This window comes from Asinibacterium sp. OR53 (assembly GCF_000515315.1).
Taxonomy (GTDB): Bacteria; Bacteroidota; Bacteroidia; order Chitinophagales; family Chitinophagaceae; genus Sediminibacterium.
This window is the reverse complement of the sequence record NZ_KI911562.1, coordinates 2461911-2475183: the sequence shown is the minus strand read 5'-3', so window position 1 is coordinate 2475183 and position 13273 is coordinate 2461911. Positions and strand designations below refer to the sequence as shown.

Annotated in this window: 14 protein-coding genes and 1 tRNA gene; 8 read left to right on the top strand and 7 right to left on the bottom strand. The window is 44.5% G+C overall.

Going from position 1 to position 13273, the window contains the following annotated elements; translation table 11 throughout:
* Nucleotides 1-103 precede the first annotated feature (103 nt).
* Nucleotides 104-174, bottom strand: a tRNA-Cys gene (locus SEDOR53_RS0111055).
* A 101-nt stretch (nucleotides 175-275) separates the two neighbouring features.
* Here SEDOR53_RS0111055 and SEDOR53_RS0111050 point away from each other — a divergent pair.
* Genes SEDOR53_RS0111050 through SEDOR53_RS0111035 form a run of 4 tightly spaced genes read left to right on the top strand, consistent with a single transcriptional unit; the run spans nucleotide 276 to nucleotide 3379 of the window.
* Nucleotides 276-1151, top strand: a complete 876-nt coding sequence (locus SEDOR53_RS0111050) for a nucleoside phosphorylase (RefSeq protein ID WP_026769781.1) — start codon at nucleotides 276-278, stop codon at nucleotides 1149-1151.
* A 40-nt stretch (nucleotides 1152-1191) separates the two neighbouring features.
* Nucleotides 1192-1968, top strand: a complete 777-nt coding sequence (gene dapF / locus SEDOR53_RS0111045; RefSeq protein ID WP_026769780.1) for a diaminopimelate epimerase — start codon at nucleotides 1192-1194, stop codon at nucleotides 1966-1968.
* 3 nt (nucleotides 1969-1971) lie between these two features.
* Complete coding sequence (locus SEDOR53_RS0111040; RefSeq protein WP_026769779.1) at nucleotides 1972-2910, top strand: magnesium transporter CorA family protein; 939 nt, start codon at nucleotides 1972-1974, stop codon at nucleotides 2908-2910.
* A 1-nt stretch (nucleotide 2911) separates the two neighbouring features.
* Complete coding sequence (locus tag SEDOR53_RS0111035) at nucleotides 2912-3379, top strand: NUDIX hydrolase (RefSeq protein WP_026769778.1); 468 nt, start codon at nucleotides 2912-2914, stop codon at nucleotides 3377-3379.
* Here SEDOR53_RS0111035 and SEDOR53_RS0111030 read toward each other — a convergent pair.
* From SEDOR53_RS0111030 to SEDOR53_RS0111020, 3 genes are all read right to left on the bottom strand, one after another.
* Nucleotides 3376-4299 (bottom strand): hypothetical protein, encoded by a 924-nt coding sequence (locus tag SEDOR53_RS0111030; RefSeq protein ID WP_026769777.1) that lies wholly within the window; start codon nucleotides 4297-4299, stop codon nucleotides 3376-3378. The genes SEDOR53_RS0111035 and SEDOR53_RS0111030 overlap by 4 nt on opposite strands.
* An 86-nt stretch (nucleotides 4300-4385) precedes the next feature.
* A complete protein-coding gene (locus SEDOR53_RS0111025) occupies nucleotides 4386-5168 on the bottom strand; it encodes a queuosine precursor transporter (RefSeq protein ID WP_026769776.1) in 783 nt (260 codons plus the stop codon).
* A complete protein-coding gene (locus SEDOR53_RS0111020; RefSeq protein WP_026769775.1) occupies nucleotides 5168-5452 on the bottom strand; it encodes a hypothetical protein in 285 nt (94 codons plus the stop codon). Before SEDOR53_RS0111020 ends, SEDOR53_RS0111025 begins: the two co-directional genes overlap by 1 nt.
* Nucleotides 5453-5553: 101 nt before the next feature.
* Here SEDOR53_RS0111020 and SEDOR53_RS0111015 point away from each other — a divergent pair, with 101 nt between their 5' ends.
* Genes SEDOR53_RS0111015 through SEDOR53_RS0111005 form a run of 3 tightly spaced genes read left to right on the top strand, consistent with a single transcriptional unit; the run spans nucleotide 5554 to nucleotide 9556 of the window.
* Nucleotides 5554-8046: a YfhO family protein gene (locus tag SEDOR53_RS0111015; protein WP_026769774.1), complete on the top strand. Its 2493-nt coding sequence runs from the start codon at nucleotides 5554-5556 to the stop codon at nucleotides 8044-8046.
* Complete coding sequence (locus SEDOR53_RS0111010) at nucleotides 8043-8960, top strand: glycosyltransferase family 2 protein (RefSeq protein ID WP_026769773.1); 918 nt, start codon at nucleotides 8043-8045, stop codon at nucleotides 8958-8960. Before SEDOR53_RS0111015 ends, SEDOR53_RS0111010 begins: the two co-directional genes overlap by 4 nt.
* Before the next feature lie 11 nt (nucleotides 8961-8971).
* Nucleotides 8972-9556: a methyltransferase domain-containing protein gene (locus tag SEDOR53_RS0111005; protein WP_026769772.1), complete on the top strand. Its 585-nt coding sequence runs from the start codon at nucleotides 8972-8974 to the stop codon at nucleotides 9554-9556.
* Here SEDOR53_RS0111005 and SEDOR53_RS17780 read toward each other — a convergent pair.
* Together SEDOR53_RS17780 and SEDOR53_RS0110995 are read right to left on the bottom strand one after the other, a co-directional pair.
* Nucleotides 9546-10523 carry a hypothetical protein gene (locus SEDOR53_RS17780; protein WP_051416605.1) on the bottom strand — a complete coding sequence of 326 codons (978 nt, stop codon included), beginning with the start codon at nucleotides 10521-10523 and terminating at the stop codon, nucleotides 9546-9548. The two genes, SEDOR53_RS0111005 and SEDOR53_RS17780, sit on opposite strands and share 11 nt — an antisense overlap.
* A complete protein-coding gene (locus SEDOR53_RS0110995) occupies nucleotides 10520-11230 on the bottom strand; it encodes a class I SAM-dependent methyltransferase (RefSeq protein ID WP_037327942.1) in 711 nt (236 codons plus the stop codon). Before SEDOR53_RS0110995 ends, SEDOR53_RS17780 begins: the two co-directional genes overlap by 4 nt.
* Nucleotides 11231-11280: 50 nt before the next feature.
* On the opposite strand from SEDOR53_RS0110995, the gene SEDOR53_RS0110990 reads away from it, so the two are divergent.
* Entirely contained in the window at nucleotides 11281-12432 is a 1152-nt protein-coding gene (locus SEDOR53_RS0110990) for a glycosyltransferase family 9 protein (protein ID WP_026769770.1), read from the top strand.
* On the opposite strand, the gene SEDOR53_RS0110985 is transcribed toward SEDOR53_RS0110990, so the two are convergent.
* Nucleotides 12418-13200, bottom strand: a complete 783-nt coding sequence (locus tag SEDOR53_RS0110985; protein WP_026769769.1) for a glycosyltransferase — start codon at nucleotides 13198-13200, stop codon at nucleotides 12418-12420. The two genes, SEDOR53_RS0110990 and SEDOR53_RS0110985, sit on opposite strands and share 15 nt — an antisense overlap.
* Between the last annotated feature and the right edge of the window lie 73 nt (nucleotides 13201-13273).

Sequence of the window (13273 nt, the reverse complement as noted above, 5' to 3'; positions counted from 1 at the left end):
GAAATGAACGCGTGCAACAGGTCACGCAAAAGATATGGTCAACCGAACCGAAGAAAGAGCATGTAGAGTACCGTACGAATATACGAATTTATAGGAAAAAAAGAGGTCCCGACCAGATTCGAACTGGTGTAGAAGCTTTTGCAGAGCTCTGCCTAGCCACTCGGCCACAGGACCTTCTCTTATTCAGGCTGCGAAAATAAAGTAAACGGCTGAATTTCAAAATTCTAAATTCTTTGCCTGAATACACGAGATTTGTACAGAACAAAGAAGGGACCATGAATCGCATAGCGGAAAGCGAGTTGATCATTAATAATCGAGGGGCAGTTTATCACCTGAACCTCAGACCGGAAGAACTGGCTCCTACTGTCATTACGGTGGGCGACCCCGACCGGGTACAGGAAGTTAGCAAGCATTTCGACAGCATCGAAGGAAAATACCAACACCGTGAATTTGTAACACATACCGGCCGTATTGGAAAGAAAAGGATTTCAGTGGTTTCTACAGGCATCGGCACCGATAATATCGATATTGTATTGAATGAACTGGATGCTTTGGTAAATATTGATTTTACGGCCAGAACGGTCAAACAGGAACTCACTAAATTGACCATTGTGCGCGTAGGCACTTCCGGCTCTTTGCAAGCCGATATACCGGTAGACAGTTTTGTGGCCAGCACACATGGATTAGGGGTGGACAACCTGCTGAATTTTTACCGCCAGGAAAACAACGATGAGGACCTGCATATACTCAAAGCATTTACTGCTCATACGCAGTTAACAGGTGGCATGGCTGCTCCGTATATTGCCGGTGCAGGTGCCGCTGTATTGAAACATTTTGTGGAAGGGTTCTACCACGGCATCACCGTTACCTGTCCGGGTTTTTATGGTCCACAGGGCAGGGTGCTGCGACTGGGCCTCGTGAACCCGGATTTCATAGACCTGCTCACCGCATTTCGTTTTGGCAATCATCGCATCACTAATTTTGAAATGGAGACCAGTGGCATCTATGGCATCGGGAAATTGTTGGGTCATCATTGTTTGAGCCTCAGCGCTATTGTGGCGAACAGGGTAAAAAAAGAATTCAGTAAAGATAGTGCGGCCGCTATAGAACAATTGATCGTAAAAACACTAGAAATACTGGCGATGAATTAAACAGCAATAATATTAGTTTTGGCTTTTGAATTTGAACAACATGCAACTTAATTTTTACAAATACCAGGGCACCGGAAATGATTTTGTGATCCTCGATAACAGGGATGGTTCCATTTCACTCAATACCCAGCAAGTGAAATTTTTGTGCGACAGGCGTTTCGGCATCGGGGCAGATGGCCTGATGCTCCTCAATAAGCTGGATGGCTATGATTTTGAAATGGCTTATTACAATGCCGATGGCCGTGAGAGCAGCATGTGCGGCAATGGAGGCCGTTGTCTGACCCGCTTTGCATTCGACAGGGGTATCCACAAAGCAAACTATTTATTCAGGGCAGTAGACGGCGATCACCAAGCAGAGCTTGGCGAAAATGGTTGGATCAGGCTTAAAATGCAGGATGTAAGCGATGTAAAAGAATACCATGGCGACCTTTTGCTCGATACCGGTTCTCCGCATTATGTCAAGAACGTTCACCATGTGATGGACCTCGATGTTTTCAAAGCAGGCAGAGAAATCCGTTATAGCAAGGACTTTGAAGCCGAAGGCATTAACGTGAATTTTGTAGAGAACGATGATAAAAAAATCATTGTACGAACCTATGAACGTGGTGTGGAAGATGAAACCTTCAGTTGCGGAACGGGTGCTACTGCCTCTGCACTGATTTCTGCTCATAACGACAAAGGATTCAACCAGGTGGAAGTGCAGACCCTGGGCGGACACCTCGCGGTTGAATTCGACAAGACAGGGGAACACAGTTTTGAGAATATCTGGTTATGCGGACCAGCGACATTTGTATTCAAAGGGGAGATAGAGATATAGCCAATGATACAATACTTTAAGAACCAAGACGGTCAAACGATTGAAATCAATAAACCGGAAGCGGGCATCTGGGTGAATCTTGTTCCTCCTTTCAAGGAAGAAGAATTCATTGAATTGGGAGAAAAACTGGAAATACCCATCGCTTTCCTGCGCGATTCACTGGATATAGACGAACGGCCGCGTTATGAACTGGAAGACAATGTGCGGTTCATTGTTATCAAAACGCCTACCGAAAATAATTCTTTCAACGACAGCGATGCATACTATATCACTATTCCCATCTGCATCATCCTAACGCACAACCAGATTGTTACGGTAAACTCATTCGACAATGGAGCCATCAAAAAATTCCTCAACTCTTTTCAGAAACGTCATCCCGACAAAAAGAATATGATGATCCTGAAAGTGTTTGAGAAAGTGGTGCAGAATTTCATGGAATTCCTCAAAGAGATCAACCACCGCCGTAACCAATATGAAACAAGTTTGTACAAAAGCAACAGCAACGAAGATCTGCTCAACCTCATGCGGATACAAAAAAGTCTTGTGTATTTCGTCACTGCCCTGCGCGGCAATGAGATGTTGATGATGAAACTGGAGAGAAGTAATTTCCTGGGACTGAATGAAGAAGAACGCGAATTCCTGAACGACCTGATCGTGGATACCAGCCAGGCCCTTGAAATGGCTAATACTTACACAAATATCCTCACCAGCACACTCGATGCTTTTGCCAGCATCATCAGCAATAACCTGAATAGTGTGATGAAGCGCCTGACGGCTATTATCATCATAATTTCATTTCCCGCGTTAGTGGCCGGTATATATAGCATGAACGTAGGCATACCCTATATGCATTCTCCATATGCATTCTATGTCTCAATCGTACTTTCGCTAATCGCATCGGTGATCATCAGCTGGTATTTCATGAAAAAGAAATGGTTCTGATATGGCAAAAATAAACGTTAGAGTATATGGCATCCTGCTCGACAGTCGTCAACGTTTACTCGTAAGCGATGAATTCATTCGCGGCGGGTATTTCACCAAACTGCCCGGAGGAGGATTGGAATTCGGCGAAGGCACGAGGGATTGTCTCAAACGCGAGTTCATGGAAGAAACCGGTCTCTCTGTAAACATCGGCGACCATATTTATACCACCGATTATTACCAGCCTTCCGCTTTTCATCCAGGCGACCAGATCATCTCCATTTACTATTACGTACATGCAACAGAACCCATGCAACTAGAAACAAAAGACCGTCCCTTCGATTTTGCTCCCCACCAGGTAGCTGATCCGCAAGGAGAAAGTGAGGTCTTTCGTTGGATCCTATGGGAACAGGTTCATGAAGATATCATGACCCTGCCCATTGATAAGATCGTTGTCCGGAAAGTGCTCGAACAGCACTCAGTAGCTTAGAACTTATATTCGAACACCAATTGCCAGAAGGCTGTGGTACTGTTCCCCGTTGCTGCATTTCCTACAGGAATGAAGAGGCTTACAGTAGGGCGAATAGACAAATTATTGATGTCAACAGATGATTCAAGATTCAGTTGCACATTGGTTATACCAAAACCCTGTGCTGCAGCAGTAGTAGAGGTGGTGGTTCCTCCTCCTGTGCTGGTACCCCCTCCGCCGCGTCTGCCTCCGCTTCTTGCAGTTCCTCCGCTACCTTTCTTCACGTAGCTAACAGACTTTGAATTATGACCTATGTACTTGGTAATATTGAGGAAGGAAAAATAATCGTTTGTTCCGGCATTCAATCCCACAGAAGGGATCATTGAAAACCCAACATCTCCACTCTCCCAATCGAATGAATGGCTAAAGCCTGCCGTCAATCCAATATCACTTACTGAAGAAGCAGGTCTTGCTGAAGTATCTTTTCCAAATCCGATTCCTGCAGCGATATAAGGCCTCAACCAGGTTTTTTTGTAGGTCAGGTCGCCATATATTTCATTGCTCATGGGCGAATAGGGAACGCTTTTGTTACCGGTAAAAAAATAATGTCCATAAGTAATGGCATAATCAAAAACAGGCAGGTCGTAACGGGAAAAACCCACACTCACTGCATGCATATACAATCCTTTATTCGCGCCACCCATTACAAACCGTGGCGAATAGCTGATAGCAAAACCACTGCTGCTACCAAGGGAAAGGGTTGGGCCTAAAGAAAACGAGTTGTTAAAACCTGTATCGGTGCCAACGATGTTATACGTTGGAACAGTTAAAAGGTTGATTCCGGCCGAAAAACGCCATTGGGAGGTATGGCTGCTGTCCTGCGCCGTCAATTGGGTCAGGATACAAAAAGAGAAGCATGCAAGGATAAATAATCGTTTCATAGGGTTTATTTAAAATCGCTGCAAAGTTGCCTACAACTATGCCAGCATCAAAAAAAGAGGTTCATTTTAAGCTGTATTTAAGCAGCTCACTCTTCCGATTTGCCCATCGCCGCCAGCTTCATTTTGTGGGCTGTTTCATGTCCCACATACCGTTCTATCTTTCCTTCGATCAGGTAAATCAGTGGCGTAAGTACTACCGCCATTGTAAATTTATACAAATAGTTTACAAAACAAATGGCTAGCACCAATTGCCAGCTCCAGCCATTACCTATTTTAAAAGCAATAAAAAGCACTACAAAACTATCCACCAGTTGCGATACAACCGTAGAGCCTGTTGCCCTCAACCAAACCCATTTGTGACCGGTAACTTTTTTAATGCGGTGAAATACGGTAACATCCACGATCTGGCTTACGAGGAATGCGGTAAGACTACCCAGGATGATCCACATACCTTGTCCGAATATCCCGCTAAATGCCTGCTGCATATTGGGTATCCCATCGGCCTGTTTGGACGCAATCCAGAAATTGGCAGGCGCTATCTGCATGGCCAGGTAAAACATCAGGAAGGCATAACCTATCAGCGCTACCGCGGTATAACTGATTCTTCGCACGGCTTTCGGTCCGTAATATTCATTTACTACATCGGTAATCACAAATTCAAGCGGCCATAACAACACACCACAGGTGAGATTGAACGACATGCCTGACTGTCCGAACAAGTTGAATTGAACCGGGTTCAATCCGAAAACTTTTTCCAGCGAAAAAATCTTTCCGCCAATGCATTCTGCGATGAGTGCGTTGGCTACAAAAAAAGCGCTGATTCCTAAAAACAATTTGGTGGGTTTGTCTTTCAGTATGCTGTGTATCATCAGGGGAGTATAAAAAAAATGAAGAATTGTAAAAACAATACCGACAAATTAACGATGATGAGCCATTTGGGCAATAAAACAGGTTCTTTTTTTATCAGCCTGACCCCATACCAGCTATGCACCATTAAATTCAGTAAGGGTGCTATGAACCAACCCAGCACAATAATTGTATGACTCACTTCTGCCCTGCCAATGAAATCATGGGTTCGCTGGATGATGAGGCAAACAATGAACAGCAGGTTACAGATCAGGGCCAACCGGGAAAGGAAAGCGAGACTCTTCATATTCTCCACAAATTACAGTCCAGCTGTATATAAATAACCATCTGTGCTATAAAAATCAAATATTTTTCCTGTAGGTTTGCCAACATCGTAAAAAAGGAATCATGAAGAATTTCCAGTGGAAAGCAATATTACCCCATGCCATTGCAGTAGCTGTATTTGTTCTTGTGGCAGTGATCTACTGTAAACCTGCGCTGGAAGGTAAAGTACTCGCTCAATCCGATGTGATACATTGGCAGGGGATGGCGCAGGACATGGTGAATTATAAACAAAAACACGATAACCACTGGCCTTTATGGAACAATAACCTGTTTGGGGGTATGCCTGGTTACCAGGTAGCGCTGGGGGCCGACAATATCTTCTCTCCCATTTATTTTCATCAACTCTTCATGCTTTTCCTCCCCAAGCCGGCAGGATTCTTCTTCCTTTTATGCATCAGTTTTTATTTTTTATGCCAGGTATTACGCATCAAGCCATGGCTGGGTATCCTGGGTGGACTTGCTTATGCGTATGCTACGTATAGTCCCATACTGGCAGCGGTGGGTCACGATACCAAAATACAGGCCATGGGCTATATGCCTGCGCTGTTAGGAGCTGTATGGCTTGTTTTTCAGAAAAAATATTGGTGGGGTGCTGCGCTCACCGCCTTGTTTACCAGTCTGCTGGTGGGCATGAACCATCCGCAAGTCTCTTATTATTTTATTCTCATGGCGGGCATCATGGGTATTGCTTTCGCCATTCAATGGATCAAACAAAAAGACTATAAACACCTGGCGTATTCATTGGGTATCGTAATAGTATCAGCAGGTCTCGGAGCCCTGACCAATATGGTAACCCTTGCAACTACGGCCGATTATGCCAAAGCAACCATGCGTGGCGGAAGCACGCTCAGCGTAGACACTAGTAATCATACCCAATCTTTCAAGAAGAGTAGCGGCTTATCTATCGACTATGCTTTTACTTATGGGAGTTACGGCAAGGCGGAGAGTTTTACCTACCTCATACCGGGTATCTATGGAGGCCCCAGCCAGCTTGATGCCGGCTCACGCTTTTATAAACTGGCCACTGAAAAAGGTATCCCGGAGGAACAGGCCATGCAGTTCACGCAACTCGCATCCAATAGTACCTATTGGGGAGAACAGCCTGCCAATTCAGGACCCGTATACCTGGGCGCCGTGATCTGTTTCCTGTTCATTTTCGGTATGGTGTATTTGAAGACATGGCATAAATGGTGGATACTTGCGGTATGCATAATAGCGATGATCATGAGTTGGGGGAAAAACCTCGAAGGGGTCAACACTTTCTTGTTCAATCACCTGCCGCTGTATAATAAATTCAGGGCTCCCAGCATCATTCTCATTCTTCCACAATTATTGTTCCCGTTGGTAGCAGTACTTACATTACAACAGTTCCTGTTTGACGAGACCAATAAAGCAGAAGCACTTAAAAAACTCAAGACCGCTGCTTATATAGCAGGCGGGTTCCTGGTAATAGCTGCGGGTTTTTATCTTTCATTCGATTATATAAGCAGCAGTGATACCAACCTCAAAGCATACCTGACTCAGCTGCTGGGTGGTAAACAGGAAGAAGCGAATGCCTTTTATAATGCACTGCGTGAAGACCGTAAGTCGATATTCGGTGCGGACTTGTTACGCAGTATCCTGTTGATCGCTGTAGCTGTTTCTTTGTTGTGGCTGGCTGTTAAAAATAAACTGAAGCCGGTCTATGCCATGATCGCACTGATATTGCTCGGTTCTTTCGACCTGCTCACTGTAGACAAAAGATACCTGAACGACAATAATTTCCAGGAGCAGGAAACGTTGAACGATAATAATTTCCGCCCAACTCCAGTTGATCTTGAAATATTGAAAGATACTACTCGCCCGCGGGTATTCAACCTGACCGGCGATCCTTTTTCCGACGCCATCACTTCATACCACCACCGGTCTGTTGGCGGCTATCACCCGGCTAAATTGAGTATCTATGACGACCTGCTGAATTTCCAGCTTCGTAAACAGCCATTCAATATGCAGGTGCTGGATATGCTCAATACCAAATATTTTATCTTCCCCAACCAGCAGAACGGACAGCCCATGTTGCAAGTAAATCCCGATGCATTGGGACATGCCTGGTTTGTGAAACAGATTAAGTATGCCGCCGACCCGGTTACGGCGATGAAGGCTATGGATCACTTCAACGCCAAAGACACGGCCATTGTAGAAAACAGGTTTAAAAAAGATATTCCTTTTGAACCTGTATTCGACAGTACCGCACATATCTCACAAGTGTATAACGACAACGACGAGATTAAATATCATTCGAACAGCAAAACCAACCAGTTTGCCGTGTTCAGTGAAATATATTATGGAAGTGGCTGGAAGGCTACCATCGACGGCAAAGAGGCTCCGATTGTACAAACCAACTATGTATTGCGTGGACTGGCAGTTCCTCCGGGAGAACATACCATTATGTTTGAATTCAGACCGGCTTCTTATTACAACAGTGTCAAAGCTTCAGTAGGCGCTTCATTTCTGATATGGCTGTTATTGGCAAGTGCTGCGGTGATGGAGTTCCGCAGGAACAGGTCTCATTCATGAATACAGCGCCCAAGATATCAGTAGTTGTTTGCACTTATAACCGTGCCGATTATATTACGGATGCCATGAATAGCCTTTACGGGCAAAGTCTCGATAAATCTTATTACGAGGTGATCATCGTCAACAACAACTCATCTGATAATACGGCCGCGATTTGTGAAAACTATATCAGTGCGCATCCCGATGCGCAGTTCTATTTTCTCAATGAACACAAACAAGGCGCTTCTTTTGCCAGGAATACTGGAGCAGCCCTGAGCCGCGCTCCCCTATTGTGTTTCATGGATGATGATGCCGTTGCAGCACCTGATTACCTGGAGCGCATTGTATCTTTTTTCAACGAACATGCCGATGCGGGAGGGTTAGGCGGAAGGATCACACCCAGGTATATCCCTGCCGAGCCGAAATGGATGAGTTATTATGTTTCCTCACTGGTAGGCAACTTTGATTATGCACAGGAAGTAGCGATTTTCAAACCCGGCAAGTACCCGCTGGAATCCAATATGATCGTGAGAAAAGAAGATTTTGTAGCCGTCAACGGATTCAACACAGCATTGCCTGGTGTAGCTGGCACATTGCGCATCGGTGGTGAAGGAAAAGAATTCTTTTTCAAATTACAGGCGATGGGCAAACCCATATACTATGATCCTGCCATATCTGTTGAACATGTGGTTGAAGTAAAAAAGTTGACTGCCGAATATATGTACCGCGTGGCAAGTGGTATAGGAAGAGGAGAACAGGTAAGGGTCAAAGCCATTGGCAGGATGGCTTATTATAACAAAATTGCGGAATACTTTTTTAAACTGGGTGCTTCGGTAATACTGGGTATCAAATATTCACTCGCGGGGCACCCGGCAAAAGCATGGCCGGTTATCCAGTTCAGGATCGATGCTTTAAAAGGATTGTTGGGATACTAATATTTTTTACGATGGATATTTTCGTTCTGAAAAGAAAAATAAGGGGTACACTGGAAAAATGGGGAATTCGTTTCGGGCCCCGGTCAGAAACAGGCAAGGTGCGCAAATGGGTACTTCCCTATTGCGAGGGCAAAGGCTGTGACATTGGCTTTGGTGGCGATAAAATAAAGAAGATCGATTGTGATGGTATCGATTATGCCAAGCCCTATACCCATACCGGTGAAGACAAAGTGGATATTCCATGCGATGTTATCAACAGTGAAATACCCGTGCCTGATAATACCTATGATTATGTGTATTCGAGTCACCTCATAGAAGACTTTACCGACACAAAAGATGCACTTCGGAAATTCATACGCATATTAAAGAGTGGTGGGAATCTGGTACTGGCTTTTCCCGATCAACCCAAATACGAACGTTATTGCCGTAAGATGGGCATTACCGCTAACCCTTATCATATACACGCCAATATGGGTTATGATACCATGATGCATCACCTGCAGGAATTACAGGGTATCTCCTTTGAGGTTTTGTTCAGCAGTAATTGCGAGATCGATTATAATGTTGTGCTGGCATTGAAAATCACTAAACTTTAGACAGTTTCCATCCTGTTGGCGACAACAGCCGGTTCAGTGTTCTCATCAGGCCGGTTGATTTTTTCACAGGTTTTGCAAATGCACAAGGAAGATCAATGAAAGCATCGTACCCATTCGAAGCGACCTGCTGTTTATAAGCGTGTAATAATTCATTCAATGCCGGCATATCTGCCAGATTGAACCGGGTCTGGTGCCTGGATAGTATCTCAGGTGTACTGAAACGATAGCCGCTGATGTGCAGAAATAACAAAGGCTCCTGCTCATTCACCATCCATCTGTTGCTCGTTTTAGTAACGGTTCTCTCATGAAGATTCCAGTAAGCCACGTTCGCCCGTTTTTCTTTGAGCACATGCACTTTCTCAAAGAAGAATGGAACCAGGTTCAGCCAGTTTTGGTCTACCCCCATTCCTTCTTCAAATCGATAGTAACATTCATTGGCCATATGTCCGCACCACCAATGGATGAAACGACTGGTATTTTCTCCTGCCTTAAATCCAAGGAACCCGGCATTGTACAACCCTGAACGAAGCAGATCGCGCTCGCGTGGCAGCAATTCGTTATCCGGCATCGGTTCCATGAAATGCGGCGTCAATACTATTTCATGATCTTTTAACCGCTCTTCTATTAAATCAAAAGAATCGAATACCCATATATCAGCATCCAGGTATAACAATATATCAGGTGCATAGTGATCCATGATATACGCAGCCAGAAAAGCTTTCATGGCGCAGTTCAGTTCAATAACCGTGTACTGCTTCGCCATTTGATCGAAGCCGGGGATTGCCAGTGTATCTACTTCCAACAGGCGGCAGGGCGCAAGCCGTTGCGGATCGAATCGGCCATTGATCTTGTCTACCAATCCGATCACCACTTCATAACCAGGGTTGAATTGTAAAAAAGATTGTACCATCGTTTGGCAATGAGCCAGGTGATTAGCAGAACAAACGGTATACAGTATCTTCTTCATCCTTTCTTTTGTGCGAGGATTATGGTATTCAAATAAAGCTTGTCGTATTTCGGCCAAAGCGGTTCAAAAAGCAGGAACAGGCAGTTCAGGGAAGGAATCACAGCCTGTCGTATGATTTTTTTGAAAAGGTTGAACCTGGAAAAGAAAGGCACTTTGTGCAACCAGTAATCATGCAGGTACACAATGAATGCCTGGTGCATGGCACGAACCATGTGTCCGTTCTTGTCTGTTATCAGTATCTCAAATCCATTCTTCGTCAACATATCCTGCAAAGCAAAACGGGTATACCTCGCATAATCAACCGGCTCTTCGTGCTCTTCCCACAGAAAAGGGCAGGTAATAAGTATTTTAGCATCCTTTTTCAGTACCCGGTTGATCTCTGGTAATATTTGTGCCAGTCCGAATACATGTTCAAACACTTCCGAGCTGAACAACGCATCAAAACTTTCATTTTCGAATGGTAGGGTTTTTCCGTCATAGTACACGTCGATCTCTTCGTTTTGATGGCTATGCCCTTCACTGGCGTAGTCAACCCCAATATAAGCATCCACATGCTGGAATAAGGAACGGTAAGGCTTGGCGCCACATCCAAAATCCAGCACGCGCCCCTTCAATTCTCCGCTATAAAGACTAATTTTGTTATACAACCCCTTGCGGATAAAATATAAAGGATGCCTGACGCCCGGATTGAAGTCTTTGGATACCATGCAGAAAGTAAACAAATGATTAAATGAGCTAAGATAAAGTTTTTTGGGTTATGCTAAACAGATTAAAAGGCGTCTTATACGATCTCACCTCCCTTGCCGCAAGAGCCGGTTCTCGTAAAAAAACAGCACCCCGTTTGCTTATTGTCCGCATTGATGAGATCGGCGATTATATACTCTGGCGTAACTTTTTGAAAGAGATCGTTTCGGCAGAAAAATTCAAAGACCATGAAATTCATCTATGCGGTAATCAAAGCTGGAAAAGCTTGTTCAACCTGTTCGACAGCAAGCTGGTTGATGAAGTGCACTGGATAGACAAGCAACGTTTCAAAAAAGACCTGCGGTATCGTTTCAGTTATTTGAGGAAAATATTTTTCTGTCATTTTGATGTTGTCATCAATCCTACTTTCTCTCGTGATCTGCGCAATGATGACGCCATTGTAAAAGCTGCAAAAGCAACTTATGCCATAGGCATGCAAGCCAATGCAGAGAATATAAAGTCTTACCAAAAAGGATACGATACCCGCTTATACGATCAATTATTCACGTTGCAGGAGAAACCCATTTTTGAATTTCTCCGAAACCGTTTGTTCACCGAATTCGTAACGGGTGCCGCTTCCAGCGTGCTCAATACACAAATACAGACCGATCAGTTACCTGTTGTTGAAGCTCCGTTACCAGATAAATATTTCGTGGTCTTTCCCGGCTCTCGGCATCCGTCGCGTATATGGCCAACCGGTCATTTTGTAACGGTGAGCAATTATTTGTACGAACAAAGAGGCTATACTGCCGTTGTATGCGGCGCGGCCAATGACGAACCTTATACAACGGCTTTTTGCGATCAATACTGTCATCCCTTTATCAACCTGTCGGGAAAAACATCATTACCCCAGTTGCTTTCTGTACTCCGTGGCGCCCGATGCCTGTTGTCTGTTGATACGGGTTCTGTTCACCTGGCCGCAGCAGTGGGTTGTACAGTATTCGGTATTTTCAACGGTTCTCAATACAAACGTTTCGCGCCTTATCCGCCGGCCGTTGCTGCTAATTTTTTTGCTTTTTATCCCGAACAAGTAATGACAGCTATTGCTTCATCAGCAACTGTTCCGCCTGAATATGAGTTCGTGGTCGACATTCCTTATGCATCGGTAACCACCGGTCAATTAATACAAAAAATAGAGAAGTGGCAGGCATCAGAGGTTTTCTAAGCCCAATGCTTTTTTCAAGCTGTACAAGGCTTTACCGAAACCTGTCCGCAATAACAGGTGCAGCATTTTTAAACGGAATTGCCAGAGCCGGCATTTGATGGAATAACCAAAATGAGATTCATAGGCTTTGATGTTCTCTTTCAGTGAATCAAGGTATTTAATGGTGCTCACACCGGTGTTATCAAAATACGTAGTAGTGATATCAATGAACGCATACGGTTCCGCTCCAATGCGGCACATCATATCATAGTCCATCGCAATGCGATACTGTTTATCATACAACCCGATGCGATCATACACCTGCCGTTTCACAAACCAGGTAGGATGCAACACACTGCGCATACCACGGTAGATCTTATTTTTATCAAAGGGCTTCCCTACTTCTACAATATGCCCGCTACGCAGGGTACGTAATTTTGCACTGACCCACTGAACAGCTTCATGCTGGCTGAAGAAATTTATCACCTGCTCTATCACATTATTTTCTGCATACGAATCCCCAGAGTTGAGCAAATGCGTTATATCTCCCGCCGCATGCACAATTCCCCTGTTAAAACTATCCACAATGCCTTCACCAGGAATATGCATCCATTTCCTATATGCAGGCTGCGGTGTGGTTGCCAACCAGTCGGCAATAACAGTATTGGTAGATCCGTCAACAATCAGGTGCTCAGCCGGTTTCATAGTTTGTGCATCCACAGAAGCGCAGGTGAGCTTGACTTCTTCAAGGTTATTAAAACAAATGGTTATAACGGAAAGATGGGACATCTGAATAATGGCGTAAAGGCAAAAGTATTGATTATGAGGTCATCATATTAAAATTCGGCTATTTTTGTGACTA

Excerpts from the sequence above, each read along its gene's own strand:
- SEDOR53_RS17780 (WP_051416605.1), bottom strand. The coding sequence starts at position 10,523 with ATGAAGAAGATACTGTATACCGTTTGTTCTGCTAATCACCTGGCTCAT.
- SEDOR53_RS0111025 (WP_026769776.1), bottom strand. The coding sequence starts at position 5,168 with ATGATACACAGCATACTGAAAGACAAACCCACCAAATTGTTTTTAGGA.
- SEDOR53_RS0111010 (WP_026769773.1), top strand. The coding sequence starts at position 8,043 with ATGAATACAGCGCCCAAGATATCAGTAGTTGTTTGCACTTATAACCGT.
- SEDOR53_RS0111020 (WP_026769775.1), bottom strand. The coding sequence starts at position 5,452 with ATGAAGAGTCTCGCTTTCCTTTCCCGGTTGGCCCTGATCTGTAACCTG.
- SEDOR53_RS0111030 (WP_026769777.1), bottom strand. The coding sequence starts at position 4,299 with ATGAAACGATTATTTATCCTTGCATGCTTCTCTTTTTGTATCCTGACC.
- SEDOR53_RS0111035 (WP_026769778.1), top strand. The coding sequence starts at position 2,912 with ATGGCAAAAATAAACGTTAGAGTATATGGCATCCTGCTCGACAGTCGT.
- SEDOR53_RS0111040 (WP_026769779.1), top strand. The coding sequence starts at position 1,972 with ATGATACAATACTTTAAGAACCAAGACGGTCAAACGATTGAAATCAAT.
- SEDOR53_RS0110985 (WP_026769769.1), bottom strand. The coding sequence starts at position 13,200 with ATGTCCCATCTTTCCGTTATAACCATTTGTTTTAATAACCTTGAAGAA.
- SEDOR53_RS0111005 (WP_026769772.1), top strand. The coding sequence starts at position 8,972 with ATGGATATTTTCGTTCTGAAAAGAAAAATAAGGGGTACACTGGAAAAA.
- SEDOR53_RS0111015 (WP_026769774.1), top strand. The coding sequence starts at position 5,554 with ATGAAGAATTTCCAGTGGAAAGCAATATTACCCCATGCCATTGCAGTA.
- SEDOR53_RS0110990 (WP_026769770.1), top strand. The coding sequence starts at position 11,281 with ATGCTAAACAGATTAAAAGGCGTCTTATACGATCTCACCTCCCTTGCC.
- SEDOR53_RS0111050 (WP_026769781.1), top strand. The coding sequence starts at position 276 with ATGAATCGCATAGCGGAAAGCGAGTTGATCATTAATAATCGAGGGGCA.
- SEDOR53_RS0110995 (WP_037327942.1), bottom strand. The coding sequence starts at position 11,230 with ATGGTATCCAAAGACTTCAATCCGGGCGTCAGGCATCCTTTATATTTT.
- dapF (WP_026769780.1), top strand. The coding sequence starts at position 1,192 with ATGCAACTTAATTTTTACAAATACCAGGGCACCGGAAATGATTTTGTG.